15 protein-coding genes are annotated in these 19,045 nt (G+C 43.1%); 11 read left to right on the forward strand and 4 right to left on the reverse strand.

The genetic code is table 11. The features are described from left to right. Nucleotides 1–148: 148 nt before the first annotated feature. From amaP to HPK16_RS08355, 4 genes are all read left to right on the forward strand, one after another. Nucleotides 149–703: an alkaline shock response membrane anchor protein AmaP gene (gene amaP / locus HPK16_RS08340; protein ID WP_181676522.1), complete on the forward strand. Its 555-nt coding sequence runs from the start codon at nt 149–151 to the stop codon at nt 701–703. Between the two features lie 10 nt (nt 704–713). Next, on the forward strand, nt 714–917 hold the full coding sequence (locus HPK16_RS08345; protein WP_181676523.1) for a DUF2273 domain-containing protein: 204 nt from the start codon (nt 714–716) through the stop codon (nt 915–917). A gap of 15 nt (nt 918–932) precedes the next feature. Next, nucleotides 933–1,358, forward strand: a complete 426-nt coding sequence (locus HPK16_RS08350; protein WP_246369352.1) for an Asp23/Gls24 family envelope stress response protein — start codon at nt 933–935, stop codon at nt 1,356–1,358. 144 nt (nt 1,359–1,502) lie between these two features. Then, on the forward strand, nt 1,503–2,231 hold the full coding sequence (locus tag HPK16_RS08355) for a MurR/RpiR family transcriptional regulator (protein WP_181676525.1): 729 nt from the start codon (nt 1,503–1,505) through the stop codon (nt 2,229–2,231). Between the two features lie 214 nt (nt 2,232–2,445). On the opposite strand, the gene HPK16_RS08360 is transcribed toward HPK16_RS08355, so the two are convergent. From HPK16_RS08360 to HPK16_RS08370, 3 genes are all read right to left on the reverse strand, one after another. Further along, nucleotides 2,446–3,324 carry an ROK family protein gene (locus HPK16_RS08360; RefSeq protein WP_281368034.1) on the reverse strand — a complete coding sequence of 293 codons (879 nt, stop codon included), beginning with the start codon at nt 3,322–3,324 and terminating at the stop codon, nt 2,446–2,448. A 12-nt stretch (nt 3,325–3,336) separates the two neighbouring features. Then, nucleotides 3,337–4,698, reverse strand: coding sequence for a PTS sugar transporter subunit IIC (locus HPK16_RS08365; protein ID WP_181676527.1), 1,362 nt, complete (start codon nt 4,696–4,698; stop codon nt 3,337–3,339). Between the two features lie 113 nt (nt 4,699–4,811). Further along, on the reverse strand, nt 4,812–6,257 hold the full coding sequence (locus HPK16_RS08370; protein WP_181676528.1) for a glycoside hydrolase family 1 protein: 1,446 nt from the start codon (nt 6,255–6,257) through the stop codon (nt 4,812–4,814). A gap of 577 nt (nt 6,258–6,834) precedes the next feature. On the opposite strand from HPK16_RS08370, the gene HPK16_RS08375 reads away from it, so the two are divergent. From HPK16_RS08375 to HPK16_RS08390, 4 genes are all read left to right on the forward strand, one after another. Next, on the forward strand, nt 6,835–13,473 hold the full coding sequence (locus HPK16_RS08375; protein ID WP_181676529.1) for a DNRLRE domain-containing protein: 6,639 nt from the start codon (nt 6,835–6,837) through the stop codon (nt 13,471–13,473). 2 nt (nt 13,474–13,475) lie between these two features. After that, the gene (locus tag HPK16_RS08380) at nt 13,476–14,345 is read left to right on the forward strand and encodes a hypothetical protein (RefSeq protein WP_181676530.1); all 870 of its coding nucleotides are present in this window, start codon (nt 13,476–13,478) and stop codon (nt 14,343–14,345) included. A 49-nt stretch (nt 14,346–14,394) separates the two neighbouring features. Beyond that, entirely contained in the window at nt 14,395–14,958 is a 564-nt protein-coding gene (locus HPK16_RS08385; RefSeq protein WP_181676531.1) for a hypothetical protein, read from the forward strand. Between the two features lie 422 nt (nt 14,959–15,380). Next, on the forward strand, nt 15,381–15,794 hold the full coding sequence (locus tag HPK16_RS08390; protein ID WP_036060540.1) for an arsenate reductase ArsC: 414 nt from the start codon (nt 15,381–15,383) through the stop codon (nt 15,792–15,794). Nucleotides 15,795–15,916: 122 nt separating this feature from the next. Here the strand turns inward: HPK16_RS08390 and HPK16_RS08395 are convergent, their stop codons facing one another. Continuing rightward, nucleotides 15,917–16,744 (reverse strand): alpha/beta fold hydrolase, encoded by an 828-nt coding sequence (locus HPK16_RS08395; protein ID WP_036060544.1) that lies wholly within the window; start codon nt 16,742–16,744, stop codon nt 15,917–15,919. A 152-nt stretch (nt 16,745–16,896) separates the two neighbouring features. On the opposite strand from HPK16_RS08395, the gene HPK16_RS08400 reads away from it, so the two are divergent. The 3 genes from HPK16_RS08400 to HPK16_RS08410 all read left to right on the forward strand — a co-directional run bounded on the left by HPK16_RS08400 (nt 16,897) and on the right by HPK16_RS08410 (nt 19,001). Beyond that, the gene (locus HPK16_RS08400) at nt 16,897–17,484 is read left to right on the forward strand and encodes a TetR/AcrR family transcriptional regulator (RefSeq protein ID WP_181676532.1); all 588 of its coding nucleotides are present in this window, start codon (nt 16,897–16,899) and stop codon (nt 17,482–17,484) included. Nucleotides 17,485–17,619: 135 nt separating this feature from the next. Beyond that, the gene (locus HPK16_RS08405; RefSeq protein WP_181676624.1) at nt 17,620–17,847 is read left to right on the forward strand and encodes a hypothetical protein; all 228 of its coding nucleotides are present in this window, start codon (nt 17,620–17,622) and stop codon (nt 17,845–17,847) included. A 284-nt stretch (nt 17,848–18,131) separates the two neighbouring features. Continuing rightward, nucleotides 18,132–19,001 (forward strand): GyrI-like domain-containing protein, encoded by an 870-nt coding sequence (locus HPK16_RS08410; RefSeq protein WP_181676533.1) that lies wholly within the window; start codon nt 18,132–18,134, stop codon nt 18,999–19,001. The last annotated feature ends 44 nt before the right edge of the window (nt 19,002–19,045 follow it).

Genomic DNA, 19,045 nt, shown 5'->3' on the forward strand with positions numbered 1-19,045 from the left:
TTTCTACTATATAAAATTATACTGGGGTATTATTGTTAGGAAAATCATAGAAATTCTATGTTCTGGACGGTGTACTCTTATTTTAATTTGTGGGGTGAAATCGGTTACTATTTCATACTTAGTTTACAAAACAGAAGGGAGGTTTACGATGAATGGTCTAGCGAAGGTACTTTTTGTCATTGTTGGTCTGGTTGGGATGGTCGGAAGTGCTGTTTTTGCGGGAATGGCTTATCAATTAGGTGTATTTTCGGATGTTGTGACGGAATATCAGGAGAAAATGTGGTTTTCTAATGTCGCGATATTTGTTGGTATTCTTATGTTTGTTATTTTCTTCATGTTCTTTTTCATCGGACTTTTGACGAAAACGAGAGAGCGGTCGATTGTGTTGCCAACGAAATATGGTGATATAGAGATCACGAGCAAAACGATTGAATCGACGGTGATGTATGTTGTCGTGGAGGAGAATATGTTGCGAAATCCTGTGGTGTCTGCGAAATTATTTAATCGTAAAAAGGCAGTGAAGGTCTTTGTGATGGGAGACGCTATTCAAACGTCGAGGCTTCAGACAAATGGGGCTGAGTTGCAGAGTAAGATTGAAGAGAAGTTGAAAGATATGTTAGAGATTGAGCTGGTTGAGGCGGATATCAAGATTCATAAAACAAATAAGCGTGAGGCTAAAAGTAGTCATGCGCGTGTGATTTAGGAGGGATACAATGAATTTACCAGAGCTTTTGCAACCGTACAAATGGCGTATAATTGGTGTCATTGTAGGACTCGTTATCGCTATTTTGTTTATGACGATTGGTTTCGGATATACGTTGTTAATAGTACTTATTACTGGGATTGGTTTTCTGATTGGCAAATGGAAAGACGGTCAGTTGGATATTAATGATTGGTTGAAATTTTTAACGAAATAGGAGAGGATGATTGAAATGGTAGAAGCTATTAAAACGAATGAGGTTGAAGTACGCAAAAATTCACTAACTTTTGATGATCAAGTCATTAAAAAAATCACTGGTATCGCTGCAAATGAGGTGGATGGTATTCTGGCTTTAGAGGGCGGTTTTATTAGTGGCTTGACGGATAAATTCAAAGCTAAGGGCGACATTACGAAAGGTATTAACGTCGAAGTTGGCGAGAAGCAGGTGGCGATTGATCTTGTTGCTACTGTCGAATATGGCAAGAGTATCCCTGCTATTTTTGAGGAAACGGTAGTTAAAATTGAGGCGGCGATTGCTAAAATGACTGGTTTGAAAGTTGTTGAGGTGAATCTAAATGTGAGTGATGTGAAGACGAAGCGTGAGTTTGAAAGTGAGATTAAGGCGGAGGTTGTGGAGCCGTCGGGTAGAGTCAATTAAATAGTGAGCGATGCGTGACTTTCGATTTCGGAGGTTGCGCATTTTTTGATTATTTCCCGGGAAATATTGTGATCGGGTAGCTTTTCGGTGGGGAATATGACATAATAAATTCGTGAAACCTTTATTAGAAAGGGCGTATAGCGAATGTTTCCTTATGAGATAGTGAGCAAATTTACTGAGACAGAGTTGCATTTATACAGATACATAATGGATAATCCGGATAAAGTAATGTACATGCGTGTTCGGGAGTTGGCGGATGAGACGCATGTGTCGGCGGCTTCGATTGTTCGTTTTACGAGGAAACTTGGTTATGATGGGTTTTCGGAGTTTAAGGTGCAGTTGAAACAGGCGTCGAAGGAGAAGGTCAGGACGAAGACGGCGGACACGATTGAGGTGTTGGAGGAGTTTTTTGAGCGGACGTTGCGACGGGATTATGATGTGAGCTTGGATAAGGCTGTGGACATTATTGATGACGCGCAGTTGGTCGTGTTTGTGGGGATTGGGACGTCGGGAATTCTTGCGGAATATGGCTCGCGTTTTTTTTCGAATTTGCAGAAGCGGACTTTCTACATTAAGGACCCTTTTTACCCGAATGCGGCGCAGCAGTTTGATAATGCGGTGATGGTAATTTTATCGGTTTCTGGGGAGACGCCGCAAGTTATTTTGCAGGCGCAGAACATGAAGCAGTATGGGAGTAAGATTATTAGCATTACGAATTCTAGCAAAAATACGTTGGCCGGGTTATCGGATGTTAATATTCCATATTTTGTAACGCAGGAAATGATTCATGAGACGAATATTACGACACAGATTCCGGTTTTGTTTTTGCTGGAGGCGATGGCAAAGAAGACATATAATAGGCACCAAATATAGTTTTGAGCATAATCCAAATAAATCGGCGACAAGCGCTCGCATTCATGGGATTTGGCGGACTTCCGGTTCTCACATACACTAGTATGCTCCGCTTCCGGCTTCCACCAAATCCCATGAATACAAACGCTTTCGCTCGATTTGTGTAAAGCAAAGTCTTCGTCCTACCTGGAAGTATGGGTTGGGCGGTTTTGTCATACATCATAGAGTTGCATTTTTAGATTTCTGTTAACAACAAGTGATGATATACTGCGCCGAGCAGGCCGGCTTGGTTTTTATGTGAGACGAGTTCGAGTTCGGTGTCACGTAAGCCGAAGAAGGCCATGTGGTGTTTGAGCTCGTCTAGGAACGTTGGCCGGTCTGTGATGCCGCCGCCAATGAAAATGTGACTTGGATCGAAGCAATAAATCAGGTTGTATAGGCCGGTGCAAAGTCCTGTGTAGAAGTCGTGGATTAGCTTCTCGGCGATTGGTTCGCGTGCGTCGTAGGCTGCGAATATTTCTTCACCTGTGACTTCGTTTAGGCTTTTACCTGTATGTGCCGCGTATTGACGACGCAAAACGAGCATAGTTGTCGTTTGATTCATCGTATAGGAACCAGGTTCGTAGCTGCCAGGTCGGTCGCTAAATAGATAGCCGAATTCGCCAGCGCGGAACCTGGAACCGCTGTAAAGCTTGCCATCAATGAAGATACCACCGCCGATGCCAGTTCCGATTGTCATACATAAAAAGTTATCTAAGTCTTGCGCACCGCCAACCCATTTTTCACATAAAGCCACGCAATTGGCGTCATTTTCAACGGTGACGGGGAGGCCTGTTTTTTCTTCTAAGTATTCGCGAATGGGGAAGTTATCGAAGGCACGGATTGCGCCACCCATCGTGATAAAGCCGGTTTTTGGATTGATGTAGCCGGGCGCGCTGATTGCAACGCCCGCCACATCGTGTTTTTTCGTATACTCTGAAATCCCTGCTAATATCAGTTCGCCGTCAAAATCAGGGATTGTCATTTTTTCGTGTTGGAGAATATCGCCTTCACTCGAAACAACGCCCATCTTCAAGGTTGTTCCGCCGATATCAAATGCTGCCAGGTTTTTCAAATTAGTCAACTCCTATTTTTCAGTTGCTGTTGCGGATTCAGTTGCGTTTGCGTCCATTTGTGCATCACTCGCGGCTACTTTATTGGATACGAGCACGAATGGTAGGTAACAAATGGTTGCGACGGCCAAACAGAGTAGTCCGACGAGCAGTGCGAGCCAATTTCCACCGGTACCAAGGAACGGAATCAGTGGGCCCGGTGTTGTCCAAGGCACTTGATACGCGACTGGCGGAATAATTTTGAAGTGAATGAAGAAGTAACCGATTAGTGTATTGATGGCTGGGACAAAGATGAACGGAATCACCATGATCGGATTCAGCACGATTGGAAGACCGAAAATAACTGGTTCGTTAATGTTGAACAAGCCCGGCGCAATCGATAGTTTCGCGATATCGCGGTGATCGGCACGTTTGGAAGCGAAGAAAATCGCAATCAGAAGGCCGAGCGTCATTCCAGAACCACCATAGTTCGCAAAAGCGTCATTTAGACCTGCCCAAGTTGTTGGATAAGGCGCGCCCCATGCGGAACCGTGCTGTGCTACATAGTTCAAGTTTGCCAAGTTAGGCTCTGTAAAAATGGTATCGCGGATCGCAGCGATCGTGTTCGGACCGTGAATCCCGAGAACCCATAGTAAGTTGGAAATAAAGCCGAGTAATAGGACAGAATAAATATTCGTACCCATGTCTTTTAGTGGCGATTGAATAACCGTATAAACGAGGTCATGCAAGCCTTCTGGAGCGATTAAAGTGATTAGATAGTTCAAAACGGAGAACAAAATCATCACAAGAATAACTGGAATCAAAACTTTGAAAGAACGAGAAACGGCTGGCGGCACTTGGGCTGGCATTTTGATGGTCAGTCTCGGTGCGCGTGCAAGACGGCTGAAAACTTCCCCAGTAATAATACCAACGATTAGTGCTACGAACAGGCCTTGCGCTCCTAGGAATTTGGTAGTCATGTACGCTTGGTTTTCGACAACAAGGTAAGGCGTGTAGATGATGAAAAACGCGCCGATTGCTGTTAAACCGCATAAAAGATCATCCTGCTGGAAAAAGATAGCGAGATTTCGTGCTACTAAAAAAGTGATAAGTATGGCCATAATATTGGTTGAACCTTGCAGAACTGGTGCGAAAATAGCCTGAGCGTCCGCGAGATTCGGGAAAATCTTACCTAGAAATAGGATTTTAGCGATAAAACCATCTGGACTAAGCACTGCGAAGTTGATTAAAAGGATAATCGACCCTGCCATGATTAAAGGGAAAACTAAAATAAATGCGTCACGAATGGCAGCAATATGCCGCTGTGAATTCAATTTGTTGGCAACGGGTACAAGTGCTTTCTCCATACCATGTTCGAACTTTGTCATTAAACTCATAAAATGAACCTCCATTTTTGAAAAAGCGGTTGTTAACGCTTTCTTTTGTTTGTGATAGACCAAGTTTGCAAAACGCATTTGGGATACGTTTCGCAAACTTGACTCCCTAACTTTTACTCTTTAATCAAATTTGCCCCATTTTCTTCAATCGTCTTTTTATACCAGTAGAAACTGTCTTTTTTATAGCGTGCTAGCTCTTTTTCATCATTTTCATCACGGTCGACGTAAACGAAGCCGTAACGTTTTTGATAGCCGTTTAGCCAGCTGAGTAGATCTGTGAATGACCATGTGCAGTAGCCGAGCATTTCCACGCCATCGGTAATTGCTTCTTGAATCGCAATGGAATGGGCGCGAATGTAGTCGATGCGGTACTCGTCATGGATTTCGTTGCCTTCTTCTAATGTATCATATTCGCCGAGCCCGTTCTCAGTAATAAGTATCGGCAAACGGTAACGACTTGCGATACGGCGAAGGCCAACGCGAAGACCGGTCGGATCGATATCCCAATCCCAGTTCGTTTTTTCAAGATATGGATTATTCACGTGACGGTAAACGCCAGGAAGTCCGCTTTCTTGTGTGGAGCCTTTTTCACCAGTAGTGTTCATTTTACCAACGCCAACGCCATCTAGCGGGTTCGCCGCGTTCGTCATTGTGCGGTAGTAATTGACACCCATGAAATCAGGTTTTCCTTTTTTGAGAAGTTCGGTATCGCCTGGTTCTAAGTCTGGTGCGAAGCCGTTTTCTTCGAGCCAATTCCAAACTGCGATCGGATATTCGCCCCAAGTGTAGACGTCCATCCAGAGGTGCGCGTTGAATTCCTCGCTGTTATCAGCCGCTAGCGCGTTTTCAGGCTTGCCGTCGATCGCATAATTAGGTCCGTAGGCAAAACTTGGACCGATTTTGCCGTCCATGCCTAGTTCGCGGAATTTTGCGATGGCTGATGCGTTGGAAAGATTGGCGATGTGATTGGCTTGGAACATCCGTTTGTCGTCAGTTAGGCCAGGCGGGTGTAGCGCCAATTTGTAGCCGTGCGAGATGAAAACGTTCTGTTCGTTCAACGTAACCCAGTATTTGACGCGATCGCCGTAGCGCTTGAAGCAAACCTCGGCGTAGTCGGTGAAATCTTGGATAATACGACGCGATTCCCAGCCACCGTACTCGTCTTGAATGGCTTGCGGGATATCCCAATGGTAAAGCGTGATGACCGGCGTAATGTTGTTTGCTACGAGTTCATCAACCAGTGCGTCATAAAACGCGAGACCAGCTTCGTTCGCTTCGCCATGGCCTTTCGGGAAAATACGACTCCACGCGATCGAGAAGCGGTAAGCTTTCAGACCTTGTTCAGCCATCAGCGCGACGTCTTCCTTAAAGCGGTGATAGTGATCGACTGCCACATCGCCGTTCGTTCCTTTAAAAGTTTTGCCAGGAATGCGGACAAATTCATCCCAGACAGACGGGCCTTTACCCTCTGTGTCCCAAGCACCTTCGACCTGATAAGCCGCAGACGCCGAGCCCCAAAGAAAATCTTTTGGGAATGGTTTTAACGTTTTGTGTTGCATAATGCACCTCCGAAAAATTATCGAGCTTGATTAGAAAGCGGTGTTGCAGGCTTTCTGTATGATTTAAATGTAAACGGTTTCGGTTGGAATGTAAATATGATTTGAGGAAATGGGTTGATGTTTCAGTGAGTTGGAATATGTTTCATGCGGGGAACACCTTGTTTCATGTGAAGGGATAATATCTAATATTTAGGGTGATTTTCGGCGTTCAGGATCAAAAAACGAGCGTTTAGGAGTGAAATGGTTTTTTGATTATTTTTTGTGATAAAATTTACATCGGTATCGAAAGTATCTATTTCAAAGTTGGGAGACTTTTAGTATTTACAAAGCGAACGTATATTCGTATAATGGTAAAGAAGTCAAGAAAGGTGGGGATGCCATTTTGGAGTGGTTTATGCGGGATGTAGCTGAATTGAGTAAATTCATAGTTAGAAAAACAAGAAAAAAATAATTTATTAGAAAAAAACGAAAAAAGCATTGTTTTCCAAGGTTAATTATGTTACTTTGTAGTTTGTTGAAAACGCTCACCAAAAAAAGAGATGGTAAGAAAAAATACAAAAAGCGGAGGAGTTTTTGCATGAAGACGTGGCTGAAAAAGGGGTTATTAGTGTGGTTGGTTTTTGCGTTGGTTGTTTCAACATTACCAGCATTTGAACCACGCGCGGAGGAAACAAAGGGGGATGCGGCACCGACACCGAAAACGACGGCGGAAGCGAAGCCAGTGGAAGTGGTTGAGGAACGCACGGAGAATGAGCTTGTTTTTGATAATCAGAATGGTTCTTTCACGAAACAGATTTTTACGGAACCGGTCAATGTGAAGGAAGATGGCGAGTGGGAGCGGGTTTCCAATGACTTGGTGACGACGGATGAGGATGTCATTGAGGCGGAACGGACGGAGATTCAAGCGCAATTCCTACCGAAGATGGAAAATGGGAAATATAGTACTTTTGGAGAGGGAAACGAAGCGATTACGTTTGGTTTTGAATCTGCGGAAGGTGAGAACGAAAAAACAGCTGTGACGGACGTGGAAGCTAGCGTCGATGGCAATGAAGCGCGATTTAAAGAGGTGTTACCGAACACGGATTTGCGAAATTTACATTTTAACACGTCTGTGAAGGAAGACATCGTCGTTAATGAATATAATGGATTTAATACGTATAATTTCCGATTGGACACGAAATTGAAAGTGGAGCAATTGGAAGATGGTTCGATCAGCTTTACGAATCGCAAGGGCGCGGTGGTGTTTGAATTGCCGAAGCCGGTGATGTCGGACTCGAAAATCGATGAGAAATCGGGCATCGCGGTGAGTTCGGATGCGGTGGAATTCAAGCTGGAGGCGTTGACGAGTACGGTTTATTCGTTGCAAGTGGTGGCGGATGCGGACTGGTTGAAGGCGGAGGATCGGGTGTATCCGGTTTATATTGATCCGAGTGTGCAGCTGAAAAAGGTGACGGATGCGCATATTGCGAGTGCTTACCCGACGGCGAATTATTCGGGAAGCAAGTTGTGGGACGCAGGTCAAGGCGAGTATACGATGTCGGTTGGTCAATATGACGGCACGACGGGGATTAATTACGCGTATATCAAGCCGGATGTGTCGTCGCTAGCGAAAGCTTCGATTGAATCGGCGACGTTTAAAGCGTATGCAAAATGGCATTACTATCCAGCATCGCCGAACTTGGTGAAATTGGATGAGGTGAAGAGTGCCTGGACGCCGGGTGCGGTGACGTGGAATACGAAACCGACAGCGACGAACATTGCGGAGACGAATGTTGGACGCGGGCAGTGGGCCAGTTTTAACGTGAAAGATACGGTGCAGGCATGGGCGCAGGGCACGCGGGTGAACTACGGTTTCATGATGCACACGACGAATACGCAAGGTTTTTGGAAAAAGTTCACGGCGACGGAAACGGGGACCAATGTACCGTATTTGGAAGTGACGTATACGTATGCGAAACCGGCAAAAGCGGTTGCGAAAACGTATTCGAATGGACCGGGAACTGGCACGGGTTATATGGATTTGACGTGGAACGCGGTGCCAGGTGCGACGGGTTATAAAGTGATTATGGCGAATGGGTATAATTATGAGCAAATCCCAGTCGGCAATGTGACGTCGTGGTCAACGAAAGGCAAGGGGATTTTCCCGACGCAAGCCGAGCTGGATGAAGGTGAATTTGATTTTCACACAGATGGCAAGGGTGCAGAATTTGCGAATGATCCACGGGAACTCTATGAGAACGGCTTCCAATATGGCAGTACGTTTGGCTTACGGAATCAGCAAAAATACATCGTTCGGGTTTTAGCGACATTCCCAGGTGGGGATAGCCCGACGTCGGATATTACGGATGTGTACATGCCGATTGAGACGCCAGCAGCACCGACTGGGAAAGCGTACGCGAACTTGGCCGGCACGAATACGGGTTATGTGCAAGTGAACTGGGCGCCTGTTGCGAATGCAGAAGGTTATATTGTGACGATGTTCGACGGGAAAAAGGATGTCGAATTTGATGTTGGGAATAAGACATCGTGGACGACGCAGCATAAGGGACTTTGGCCAACGCAAGCGGAAATTGCGGCTGGTGGCTGGGCGTTGCATACGGACGGAAAAGGCGCCGAGTTAGCGCAAGATCCTTCGCCGGTGTATACGAATTCTGGCGGAACGTTAGGGCATTTGAAAAACTATGCTTTCCGAGTGAAGGCATATACGAAGACAGGACAACAAGGTGCCAGCACGATTTCTGGGACGTACAAAGCGACGATTCCGCTTGTTGGTTCGCAGCAGGGAATGGTGGATTATTGGACATCGATTCCAGTTATTGGCGGCGAAGTCAATGCGACGAACGGGAATTTCTTGTTCAGCGAGACGGATTTTGAGTTGGAAGGACGCGGGCCGAGCATTAATATTAGCCGAACGTTTAACAGTCAAAATGACCAAGTCGGCTTGTTCGGGAAAGGTTGGACGAGTACACTGGAAACACGCGTCGTGGAACAAGCGAACGGCGATGTGATGTTGTATGAATCCGATAATAAAACGCAATTGTTTATGAAAACGGGCACGACGTATGAGGCACCTGCTGGTGTGTATAGCGAACTGACGAAAACGGCGACGGGCTTTTTGATGGTGGAGCAGGATAAATCGGAAGTGGCGTTTAATGCGACGGGGCAACTTTTGAGTGAGAAGGATCCGAATGGGAATTTGTTGACGTATACCTACGCGAGTGGGAAGTTGACGGGGATGACGGATGCGTCTGGTCGGAAGGTGAGCGTGGCTTACAACGGTGCGCAGATTTCGAAGGTGACAGGACCGGAGAACCGTGATGTGACGTTTACGTATGATGCGGCGAAACAATTGACGGCATCGACTACACCGCGTGGGAAGGCGTATCGTTATGGCTATACGGACGGCTTGTTGACGGCGATTTATGATCCGAAGCATACGGAAGCGACGCCGTACAAGACGGCGTATGAATATGCGGATAAGAAACTGGTGAAGGTGACGGATCCAGTTGGTAAAGCGACAACGCTGAGCTATGCGCCTGAGAAGCGTGAGGCGACGCTGGTGAACGCGAAAGGTAAGAAGACGGTTTATACCTACAATCAGGCGGGAAATCCTGAGAAAGTGATTGTGGACGCGGATGGCTTGAAGTTGAGCACGACGACAAGCTATGAGGCGAATAATCTGATTAAAGAAGTGAGTCCAAAAGGGCAAGAAGAAACGTATACGTATGACGCGGACGGGAATGTGACGTCGGTAACCGATCCTTATGGGACGGAGAATTATACGTATAATGAGAATAATGACGTGATTTCCGCAACAGATACGGAGAATCGCGAAACAACAACGGCATACAGTGGCGCGGATGCGGTATCCGAGACGAATCAAACAGAGGCCAACATGTCTTCAGTGACGCAATACGATGCTTACGGAAACCCGATAAGCGGAAGTGGTGAGCTATCCGTTGCTGGGAATTTAGTGTTGAACAGTGGTTTTGAAAGTGGAACGGCACTCGCTAATTGGAAAATGATCCAAAGCAATGCGACGGGCGGTTTAAGTTTTGACAGCGCTGAAAAAGCACCAGGTATTTTAGGCGGAAGTGGCGCGCTGAAAATCACGAGTGAAGGTATCAATGCGGAGAAAGGGTATACCGCAGCGACGCAATATATTGATGTGGAGCCAGACACAACCTACACATTAAGTGCGTCTATCAAAACAGCGAATATGAGCAATTCCGATGTCTTTCCAATGGTACGTGCCCAAACTGCCGCTGGGAAAGATGTGACAGATGGCACGGCATGGCACTCGAACCGAGCGGCATCCATTCAAGGGAACCGTGGCTGGTTGAAGCGCCAAGTTACGTTCACAACGACTAAAGAAACAGGGAAAGTCTTGTTGTATCTCACTGGTGAACAGATGGCTGGATCGAAAGGCAAGGCTACGATTTGGTATGACAACGTGCAACTAGAAAAAGGCAGTATCGCGTCGAGTTACAATCCAGTCGTGAATAATAGTATGGAGAAAAGCACGGAACTGACGGCAGAAGGTTGGTCGCGCACAGGAAATGCGGCGTTAACTGCCTTACGTGTCACGGATGAAGAAGGATTTAGTGGGGCTAGCTCTGTACAACAGGAGCGTAAAACGACGGCAGAAGCCAATGCCTATCTCGGCCAAGTGGTACCACTGAACCAAACAACAGCAAAAGCCGTTACGATTACAGGGATGTCTAAATCCGAGAATGCGAAAACAAGCGGTACAAACAAAATGAGCGATGACTATGCGCTATGGGCCGATGTGAAATACACAGATGGCACTAACGAATATGTCCGTGCGAAATTCCCGCTTGGAACGAATGACTGGAATCGAAGTGCTGTTGTCGTAAAAGCAGCGAAATCAATTCAAACCATTCGCGTGTCGACGATGTTCCAAAACGGCGTGACAGGGAAAGCTTGGTTTGATGACATAAGGATTCTCGATGGCGAAGTGATGACGGAGAATACGTACGATGCGAATGGAAATTATGTGGTCGCTTCGTACGACGAAGAAAATCGCAAATCCGCCTTCACGTATGACGTCTATGGCAACAAACTCACCGAAACCGATGAAAAAGGGAATACGAAGAAGCTCGAATATAATGTCGATAATCAATTGACAAAAACAACACTGGCGAACGGAACAGCTGTGGCATATAAATACGATGACAACAGCAATACTACCGAGAAATTCGTAACCGCAGACGGCAAAGAACAGCAAAATAGCTATGCATACGATAGCGACAACAAAGTCACCCAATTCACAGACGCTCTAGGTCGCAAAATCAGCTACGAATACGATGCCAATGCGAACCAGACAAAAGTTACAAAACCAAACGGTGACACCATTGAAAGCATCTATGATTCCGCGGACCGCGCGACAGGTGTGAAATGGAATGGTCAAACGGCTTTCAGCTTCCAGTTTGACCCGAATGGCAATGAAACGAAAGTGACTGACGCACTATCTGGCATGGTACGCGATAAAGCCTATGATGATGCCGACCGTATCACAAAACAAACAGAACGTGGCGGTAGTGTTTCCTGGACATACAAAGACAAACCAAGCAAAGACAACAAAGGAAAAACCGACAAAATCAATGAAGTTGTTGTCTCGCATGGTGCGCACAATTACAAAGCAACCTATGACTATAATGCCTTAGATCAAAATACAAAATTCAACGATGGCTCCCGTAACTATTACCTAGATTATGATGAATTTGGGAATGTCAGCCAGTATATCAACGGAAATGGCGTTGGAACGAGCTTCACCTATGATGCCACGCAAAAAGTACGCGACATCCAAATCGGTAACAAACTTGGTGATAGTGTATTTGAAGAAAGCTACACGTATGACGCGGCAAGTAACCGAACAGCCATTGACAATAAAAAAGCCGGAAAGACAAGTTACGAATATGACGCGATCAACCAGCTAACCAAAGAAACACTGCCAGATGGTACTGTCAAAACCTACACCTATGATGGTTTTGGTAACCGCACAAAAGTGACCGATTCGAGCAAGACAAAAACCATCGATGCAAGTTATAATGATGGGAACCAGTTAACCACATGGAATGGCGACAAGCTAAGCTACGATACAAATGGCAATCGTCTAAGCGATGGTAAGTACACGTACACATGGGACACTGCAGACAAACTAACAGCCATCACGAAAAAAGGCGAGTCAAGCCCATTCGCAACATACAAATACGATGACGATAACCGTCGTATTGAAAAAACAGTCAATGGACAAACAATCAAGTATTACTATGATGGTGATAGTATTGACGTTCTGTATGAAACAGACGGTGCAGGAACGGTTCAACGCCAATATGTTTATTCCGATAGTAACGTTCGAATGGCAATGAAAGTTGGTACAAAAACAGTCTTTTATCACTACAACGCGCATGGTGATGTGGTTGCTCTGACGAATGAAGCGGGTGACATAGTGGCAGAATACAGCTACGATGCATGGGGTAACGTCTTGCAAGCAACTGAGACAACTAACGAAGCCAAACAAAACCCATTCGGCTATGCTGGCTATACGTACGACAAAGAAATTGGTATGTATTACTTGATGGCTCGCTACTATGAACCAGAACAAGGCATCTTTATCAGTGTCGACCCAGACCCAGGTGATGAAGATGACCCACTAACGATGAATAGCTACAATTATGCCAACAACAACGCAGTAATGCATATTGATCCAGATGGACATTGGGTATGGCTGGCGATTAATGCGGGATTTGCAGCATATGATGGCTATAAGGCTTACAAGAAGACAAAGAGTTGGAAAAAAGCTGGAATAGCAGCAGCAAAAGGAGCTCTTGGTGGGGGTAAATTTAAACTAGCAAAAAAAGCTCTTAGAGGAGCTAAAAAATTATATCGGTTTGCCAAACCCAAAAATTATACACCAAAAGGCGCGGGAAGAAGAGGCGCTTTCAGAGCCGCTAAAAGGAAATTTGGAATACCTATGTCGCAACATCCAACTAGTGTTAAACCTGCAAAAAACAGGCAGGGTAAAGGAATACCGGGACGAGACTATACATTTGGAAAAGGTAAGCGAAAGAGAGTTATTAGAGACCATTCTGGCGGACATAGGTATAAAGATGATCCTTCGCAAAATAGAGGGCCTCATTTTAACGGTAAAAATGGTCGTCATTATGACTATTTTGGAAGGTTGGCATGGTAATTATGAGTAAAGTATGGACTGAATTTAAGAAAAATGGACTAAATCCAGAGCTGAATTGTGTGGCGATAAATGGTATTGAAATGGAAATTGGTCAACAAAACTATCAGAGGTATTGTATAGAAATACTAAGTGATATCTTACCTGGGAATTCTGATATGAATTACTTCGCTCTGATAGTTGAAGAGATAGAATTCCCCACACGTGTAGATCATTATAAAAAGGTTTGGAGGAAAAATAAAGATGTTATTAACAGTACGGAGTGTAGCTTATCTCAAGAATATGCAGAGGAAATAGATGGGGTAACTTTCTTTTATGGAGTTGTTGAAATTAAGGATAATATATCCAAAAATATAATGAGCATAATTAATGGAATCCCAGATGCTATAGTCTTTGGTGAAATGACAAAATTGGAAAATTTAGATATACCAGCTATATTTCAAGATGAGTTTATAAAAGTGAATAGTGATGATACTTTTACACAACGTGATTATCCAATTTATTTTCAGATGATGGATTCTGGATTTGAAATATGTCTTTATGTTTTTCTTTCTATTCCTTTTTCATCAAATATAGAAGGGAATGTTGAAATAGATACGGAAAGATTGAAAGTTGAACTGAAAGAAATAGAGAATGAAAATTGGACAATCGATGGGAAAAAGGTTTTTATCTTCAGTATTCATGATAATAGGTTTGGAATAGTGGGAGATGGAACTGTAGTGCCAGACTTCTTTTGGATGATAGGTTGCATTGAAGAAGATGGGCTTTGGGTAGATTTGTCCAGTGGGAATCATTGTGTCTATGAACAAACAGATCAAGGAATATTTTTGCTGTTTGATGAAATAAGGAGTTTTGTTGAGGCATGTAAGAGTTAATTAGGTTTTGATGAAAATAGTATCAAATATGTTCAAGGAGGAACAAAAAATGTCCACAAAATTCATGTATGAACGTTTACTAAAATGCCAACAGGAGCAGAAACTCGTAGCTATCTACACCGTTCGCGAAGCAGATTATTTCGAGGCGGGGTACATCGAAGCGCTCACTGCAAGCGACGTCATGTTCCGTGCAAGGCGCGCGGATGGCTATGAGGAAGGGTTTGTCGTGCTACCGCTGGAAATGGTGTATCGCATCGAAATCGACACGGCTTTTCTGAAAACCGCAGAATTACTCGCGAAACAGCTAGGCCAACCGAGAAGTCCAGCGTTCTTTGACAAAGCACCAAACAAAAAGCATTCGCTATTCGAAATTGCGGTGGATCATGTGTATCAAAATGAGGAAATCGCAGGTATCGAAATCCTAGGAGACGAGGCTCAGGTTGCGGGGATTATCGTTGGGAGTGATTATGAAGGCTTGGAAGTCAGTCTAGTCACCGATGAAGGACGCCCAGATGGCACTTGCTGGATTAAAAAAGAAGACATTATTGCGGTTCGTTTTGGCGGTAGCGTCGAGCAAGATATGATGCAGAAACTTCGGAAGCAAGCGAGGTAAGATGGGAGTAGGCTCTTCTCGGGATTTGGAGGAGAGCTTGTTTTTATAGTGCGCTCAGAATGTGCAAATGCTAAGTGGTGACAGTTCCCTATAGGCTTAGCAATAGTATATGAAGAGAGAGAACCAGCGCTATTTCTAGTATATACAAGGATAATGAATTGCAAGCTACCGAAACAAGTGCATACTTTAAATCAGTCACTACAAAACTTTCTACGAAATAATGACAGTGCGCTTCTTCAAAAAATCGAGTCCAATCGTATCGTTGTAAAAGAAGATTTATTAGGTATACAATAAGGTATAGAGCCACTAATAGGAATTACCAAGGGGTGAATTAAGTTTTAATCTAGTGGAAGACAAAAATAAATATGCTAGGTATATAATTGTTCACCTACTATTTAAAATAATGAAGAGGTGCTTAAATAATGAAAATTGCGTTTATTTGTATTCATAATTCGTGTCGGTCACAGATGGCGGAAGCATGGGGTAATAAATTATTAAGTGATATCAGCGAAATTTACTCTGCGGGTACGGAAGAGTATCCCGAAGTAAAGCCGTTAGCAGTAGCAGTTATGAGTGAAGTTGGGATTGACACATCAGATCAGTATCCAAAACTATTAAAAGATATTCCTCCAAAGCTTGATATTTTGATTACTATGGGATGCGGAGTCGAATGTCCGTATGTGCCAGCCATTTACCGAGAGGATTGGGGTTTAGATGATCCAAGTGGTGGTCCGATTGAAGACTTCCGTATTACGCGTGATTTAATAGAAGAACGAGTAAAGCAACTTAGAGAAAGAATCCTAAATGGGGATCTTAAGAATAAGCTTACAAAGTAAAAATACTATATTTAGCAAAAAAGTCTATTCCAGGTTATGAACAAAAAAATTCTTTAGAAATAAAAGTGGTGTTGCAAATTTTTAGTTTTGCAACACCATCATTTTACAAATTATGTGGAATACTAATAGCTTTTTTTACTTTCATCAATAAACATGAACACTTCATTTACAACCCTATCTGGGCAGTCAAGTTCCATCAGATGGCATTCACCACCTAAGATTACCGCTCTACTACCTTTTGTATTCCTCATTGCGTACATATTACTATCGAAATAATCTTCAAATAGGGGATCGATTGTACCAAACATATATCCTACTGGAATGGACATGTTCTCAAGTGCCTCTTTGCACGCTTCCTGAGTTGCCCATATTTTTTCAGGTGATGTGGCATACTCTTCTATTGCCGGATTCGGAGCACCGCCACCGAGTGCAGCCATTTCTTCCATTTTAGCTTTCAGACCTTCAGGTTTTCTCATTGCTACAGCCATCATCTTAGTAGGATCCTCTCCATCAAGTAAATCAAACCATTTTCTACTGTTTTGCTTGCGAAGATGAGGTGCCAAATAGAAGCTAGAAAAGGTTTCTAGTACTTCTGGATGTTCTTTTACAAGATACCAGCCCGGCACTGTACCATGACATTTTCCATTATAATGAAATTTTGTAATACCTAATTTTTGAGAGAAGTCGTAAATATCTTTTCCCCATTGCCTACCCCAGTGTGTTGTACCATCTGGATTCAATTCATCGGTAATACCATCAAAACGCATAACAACACCATATACATGATATCTTTTAGCAAGTCCTTCAATTACTGGCATTAGAGTGTGAAAATAAAAAGCACCTGCAATCAGCACCTCTTTATTCTCTTTGCCATATTCACAATATGTGAGTTCAGCACCATTATCCAGTACAACTGATTTACTTTCACCTTTAATTTTGTTAGCTTCCATGTTTCTTCCTCCTCATTTATAAAATATAATTTTTTTAATATCTCTATATTATAAAGATTTTTGAATTATTACAATGGACAGTATCATACTATGTGGTATAATAACTATACATGTAGTTCATAAAAATATAATATTGTACGAAAGGAATAAAAATGCCTAAAAAAGAAGACTTAAGAGTAATTAAAACGAAAAAAAATATTGAATATACTTTCTTTGAGCTTTTAAAGACGATGCCTTTTGAAAAAGTAACAGTTAGGCTAATTCTTGAAAAGGCATTAATTAGTAAAGGGACTTTTTATAGCCATTATCTTGATAAGTATGACCTAGCTGAGAAAGTTGTTCATCAACATTTAAGCAAGTTCCAAGCCGGAGTGGCAGAACGTCTCGAAGGAATCCAGAATAACGAAGATTATGATGTATTGTGGAGTTCACTTCGCGAATCGATATCTACAATTATCGTAGATATAAAAACTTTAAAGAAACTACGTATTGAGGATATGGACATTGAAACAAGCATAAAAAATATTTTACAAGAAGAATATGTCAGGTATGCAGAAGTCCAAAATATTCAAATAAAAAACATACGTTTACAATCAGCAATCATTGCGTCGCTTGCAATAGAATACATTACCTACATTCAGGAATATGATGAATTGATTGAAATGCCTGATTATATTCAAAGTATTCACGAGATTTCTACCCAATATCTTTCCTACCTTAAGCATACAAAAAAAACATAGCTATGAAATACGCTCACTTATTGTTAGCAGAGTAAAATAAAGAAATGAGTTTTATTTGGAGATGTGCTGACTTGATTCCTATATTGGCAACATAGCAAAAGATATAAACCCGAATTCGAAATTGCGGTGGATCATGTGTATCAAAACGAGAAAATTGCGGGTATCGAAATCCTAGGAGACGAGGCTCAGGTTGCGGGGATTATCGTTGGGAGTGATTATGAAGGCTTGGAAGTCAGTCTAGTCACCGATGAAGGACGCTCAGATGGCACTTGCTGGATTAAAAAAGAAGACATTATTGCGGTTCGTTTTGGCGGTAGCGTCGAGCAAGATATGATGCAGAAACTTCGGAAGCAAACGAGGTAAGATGGGAATAGGCTCTTCTCGGGATTTGGAGGAGAGCTTGTTTTTATAAATAATACGATTTTGAGAAGAACGAGAGGTTACTGTATGCAGATTTGTATCTATTCAATTGCTATATTAGTATCTGGCTATTTCAAGAAAAATTTTAAGTGAGGACACTGAATAATCATTGAAATGTGGTGAGATCTAATTTTGGTGATACTCTACATAATCGTCACTATATGCAACGATAATGACGGGAGCACTCGTTATATTTTTGATAAAATCGCTTTAAGGAGGTCATAGGAGTGGATACAATTAAGCAAATGAATCTAGCTATGCAGTATATTGAAGCGCATTTGATGGACGAAATGGATTACAAAGAGCTTTCGAAAATCGCGTGTTGCTCGGAGTATCATTTCAGACGGGTCTTTTCATACCTTGCAGGAATGCCGCTTAGCGAGTATATTCGATTAAGAAAGTTAGCCGTAGCAGCCATTTTGATAAAAGATAGTGATGACAAAATTATCGATATTGCGATGCGTTTTGGCTATGAATCGCCTGATGCTTTTACCCGAGCGTTTCAGTCGATGCATCACGTCACTCCTACGCAGGCTAAAAAAGAGAATACGCACTTAAAAACTTTTCTGCCGATGACCTTCCAATTGAAGATACAAGGGGGAAATATAATGGATTATCGGATTGAAACAAAAGATGCTTTTAAAATTGTCGGGATTAGCAAGCGCATTAAACTAGTGTATGAGGGCGTAAATCCGCAGATGGATTCTATGTGGGCAAGCCTAAAACCAGAAGATTTTGTGGCGTTGAAGAAACTATCGAATATTCAGCCATCGGGAATCATTTGCGCTTCAACGAACTTTGGTGAGGGTAGGGAGGAAGGCGCTGAGTTAGATCAATACATTGGGGTTGCTACGACGATGGCCGTTCCGGAAAAATGGGAAACTTTAGTGGTGGAACCTTCAACTTGGGTAGTGTTTACTGCGTGTGGAGAATTTCCTAAAACATTGCAGGATGTTTGGGCAAGGATTTACTCAGAATGGCTCCCAACATCGGGTTATGAAGTTGTTCCGGGACCAGAAATCTTGTGGAATGAGAGTCCTGATACAAGTAAACCAGATTATAAAAGTGAGATTTGGATACCTGTTGTGCGGAAGTAGTTTTGGGGAGGGCATGTTTCATATTGTCTATAAGTAAAAACAAT

It is taken from the genome of Paenilisteria rustica (genome assembly GCF_013820765.1).
In the GTDB taxonomy this organism is placed as follows: Bacteria; Bacillota; Bacilli; order Lactobacillales; family Listeriaceae; genus Listeria_A; species Listeria_A rustica.

Bases quoted from the DNA above. Each gene is read 5' to 3' on its own strand.
- amaP (WP_181676522.1), top strand. From the start codon at position 149: ATGAATGGTCTAGCGAAGGTACTTTTTGTCATTGTTGGTCTGGTTGGG.
- HPK16_RS08345 (WP_181676523.1), top strand. From the start codon at position 714: ATGAATTTACCAGAGCTTTTGCAACCGTACAAATGGCGTATAATTGGT.
- HPK16_RS08350 (WP_246369352.1), top strand. From the start codon at position 933: ATGGTAGAAGCTATTAAAACGAATGAGGTTGAAGTACGCAAAAATTCA.
- HPK16_RS08355 (WP_181676525.1), top strand. From the start codon at position 1,503: ATGTTTCCTTATGAGATAGTGAGCAAATTTACTGAGACAGAGTTGCAT.
- HPK16_RS08365 (WP_181676527.1), bottom strand. From the start codon at position 4,698: ATGAGTTTAATGACAAAGTTCGAACATGGTATGGAGAAAGCACTTGTA.
- HPK16_RS08370 (WP_181676528.1), bottom strand. From the start codon at position 6,257: ATGCAACACAAAACGTTAAAACCATTCCCAAAAGATTTTCTTTGGGGC.
- HPK16_RS08375 (WP_181676529.1), top strand. From the start codon at position 6,835: ATGAAGACGTGGCTGAAAAAGGGGTTATTAGTGTGGTTGGTTTTTGCG.
- HPK16_RS08380 (WP_181676530.1), top strand. From the start codon at position 13,476: ATGAGTAAAGTATGGACTGAATTTAAGAAAAATGGACTAAATCCAGAG.
- HPK16_RS08385 (WP_181676531.1), top strand. From the start codon at position 14,395: ATGTCCACAAAATTCATGTATGAACGTTTACTAAAATGCCAACAGGAG.
- HPK16_RS08390 (WP_036060540.1), top strand. From the start codon at position 15,381: ATGAAAATTGCGTTTATTTGTATTCATAATTCGTGTCGGTCACAGATG.
- HPK16_RS08395 (WP_036060544.1), bottom strand. From the start codon at position 16,744: ATGGAAGCTAACAAAATTAAAGGTGAAAGTAAATCAGTTGTACTGGAT.
- HPK16_RS08400 (WP_181676532.1), top strand. From the start codon at position 16,897: ATGCCTAAAAAAGAAGACTTAAGAGTAATTAAAACGAAAAAAAATATT.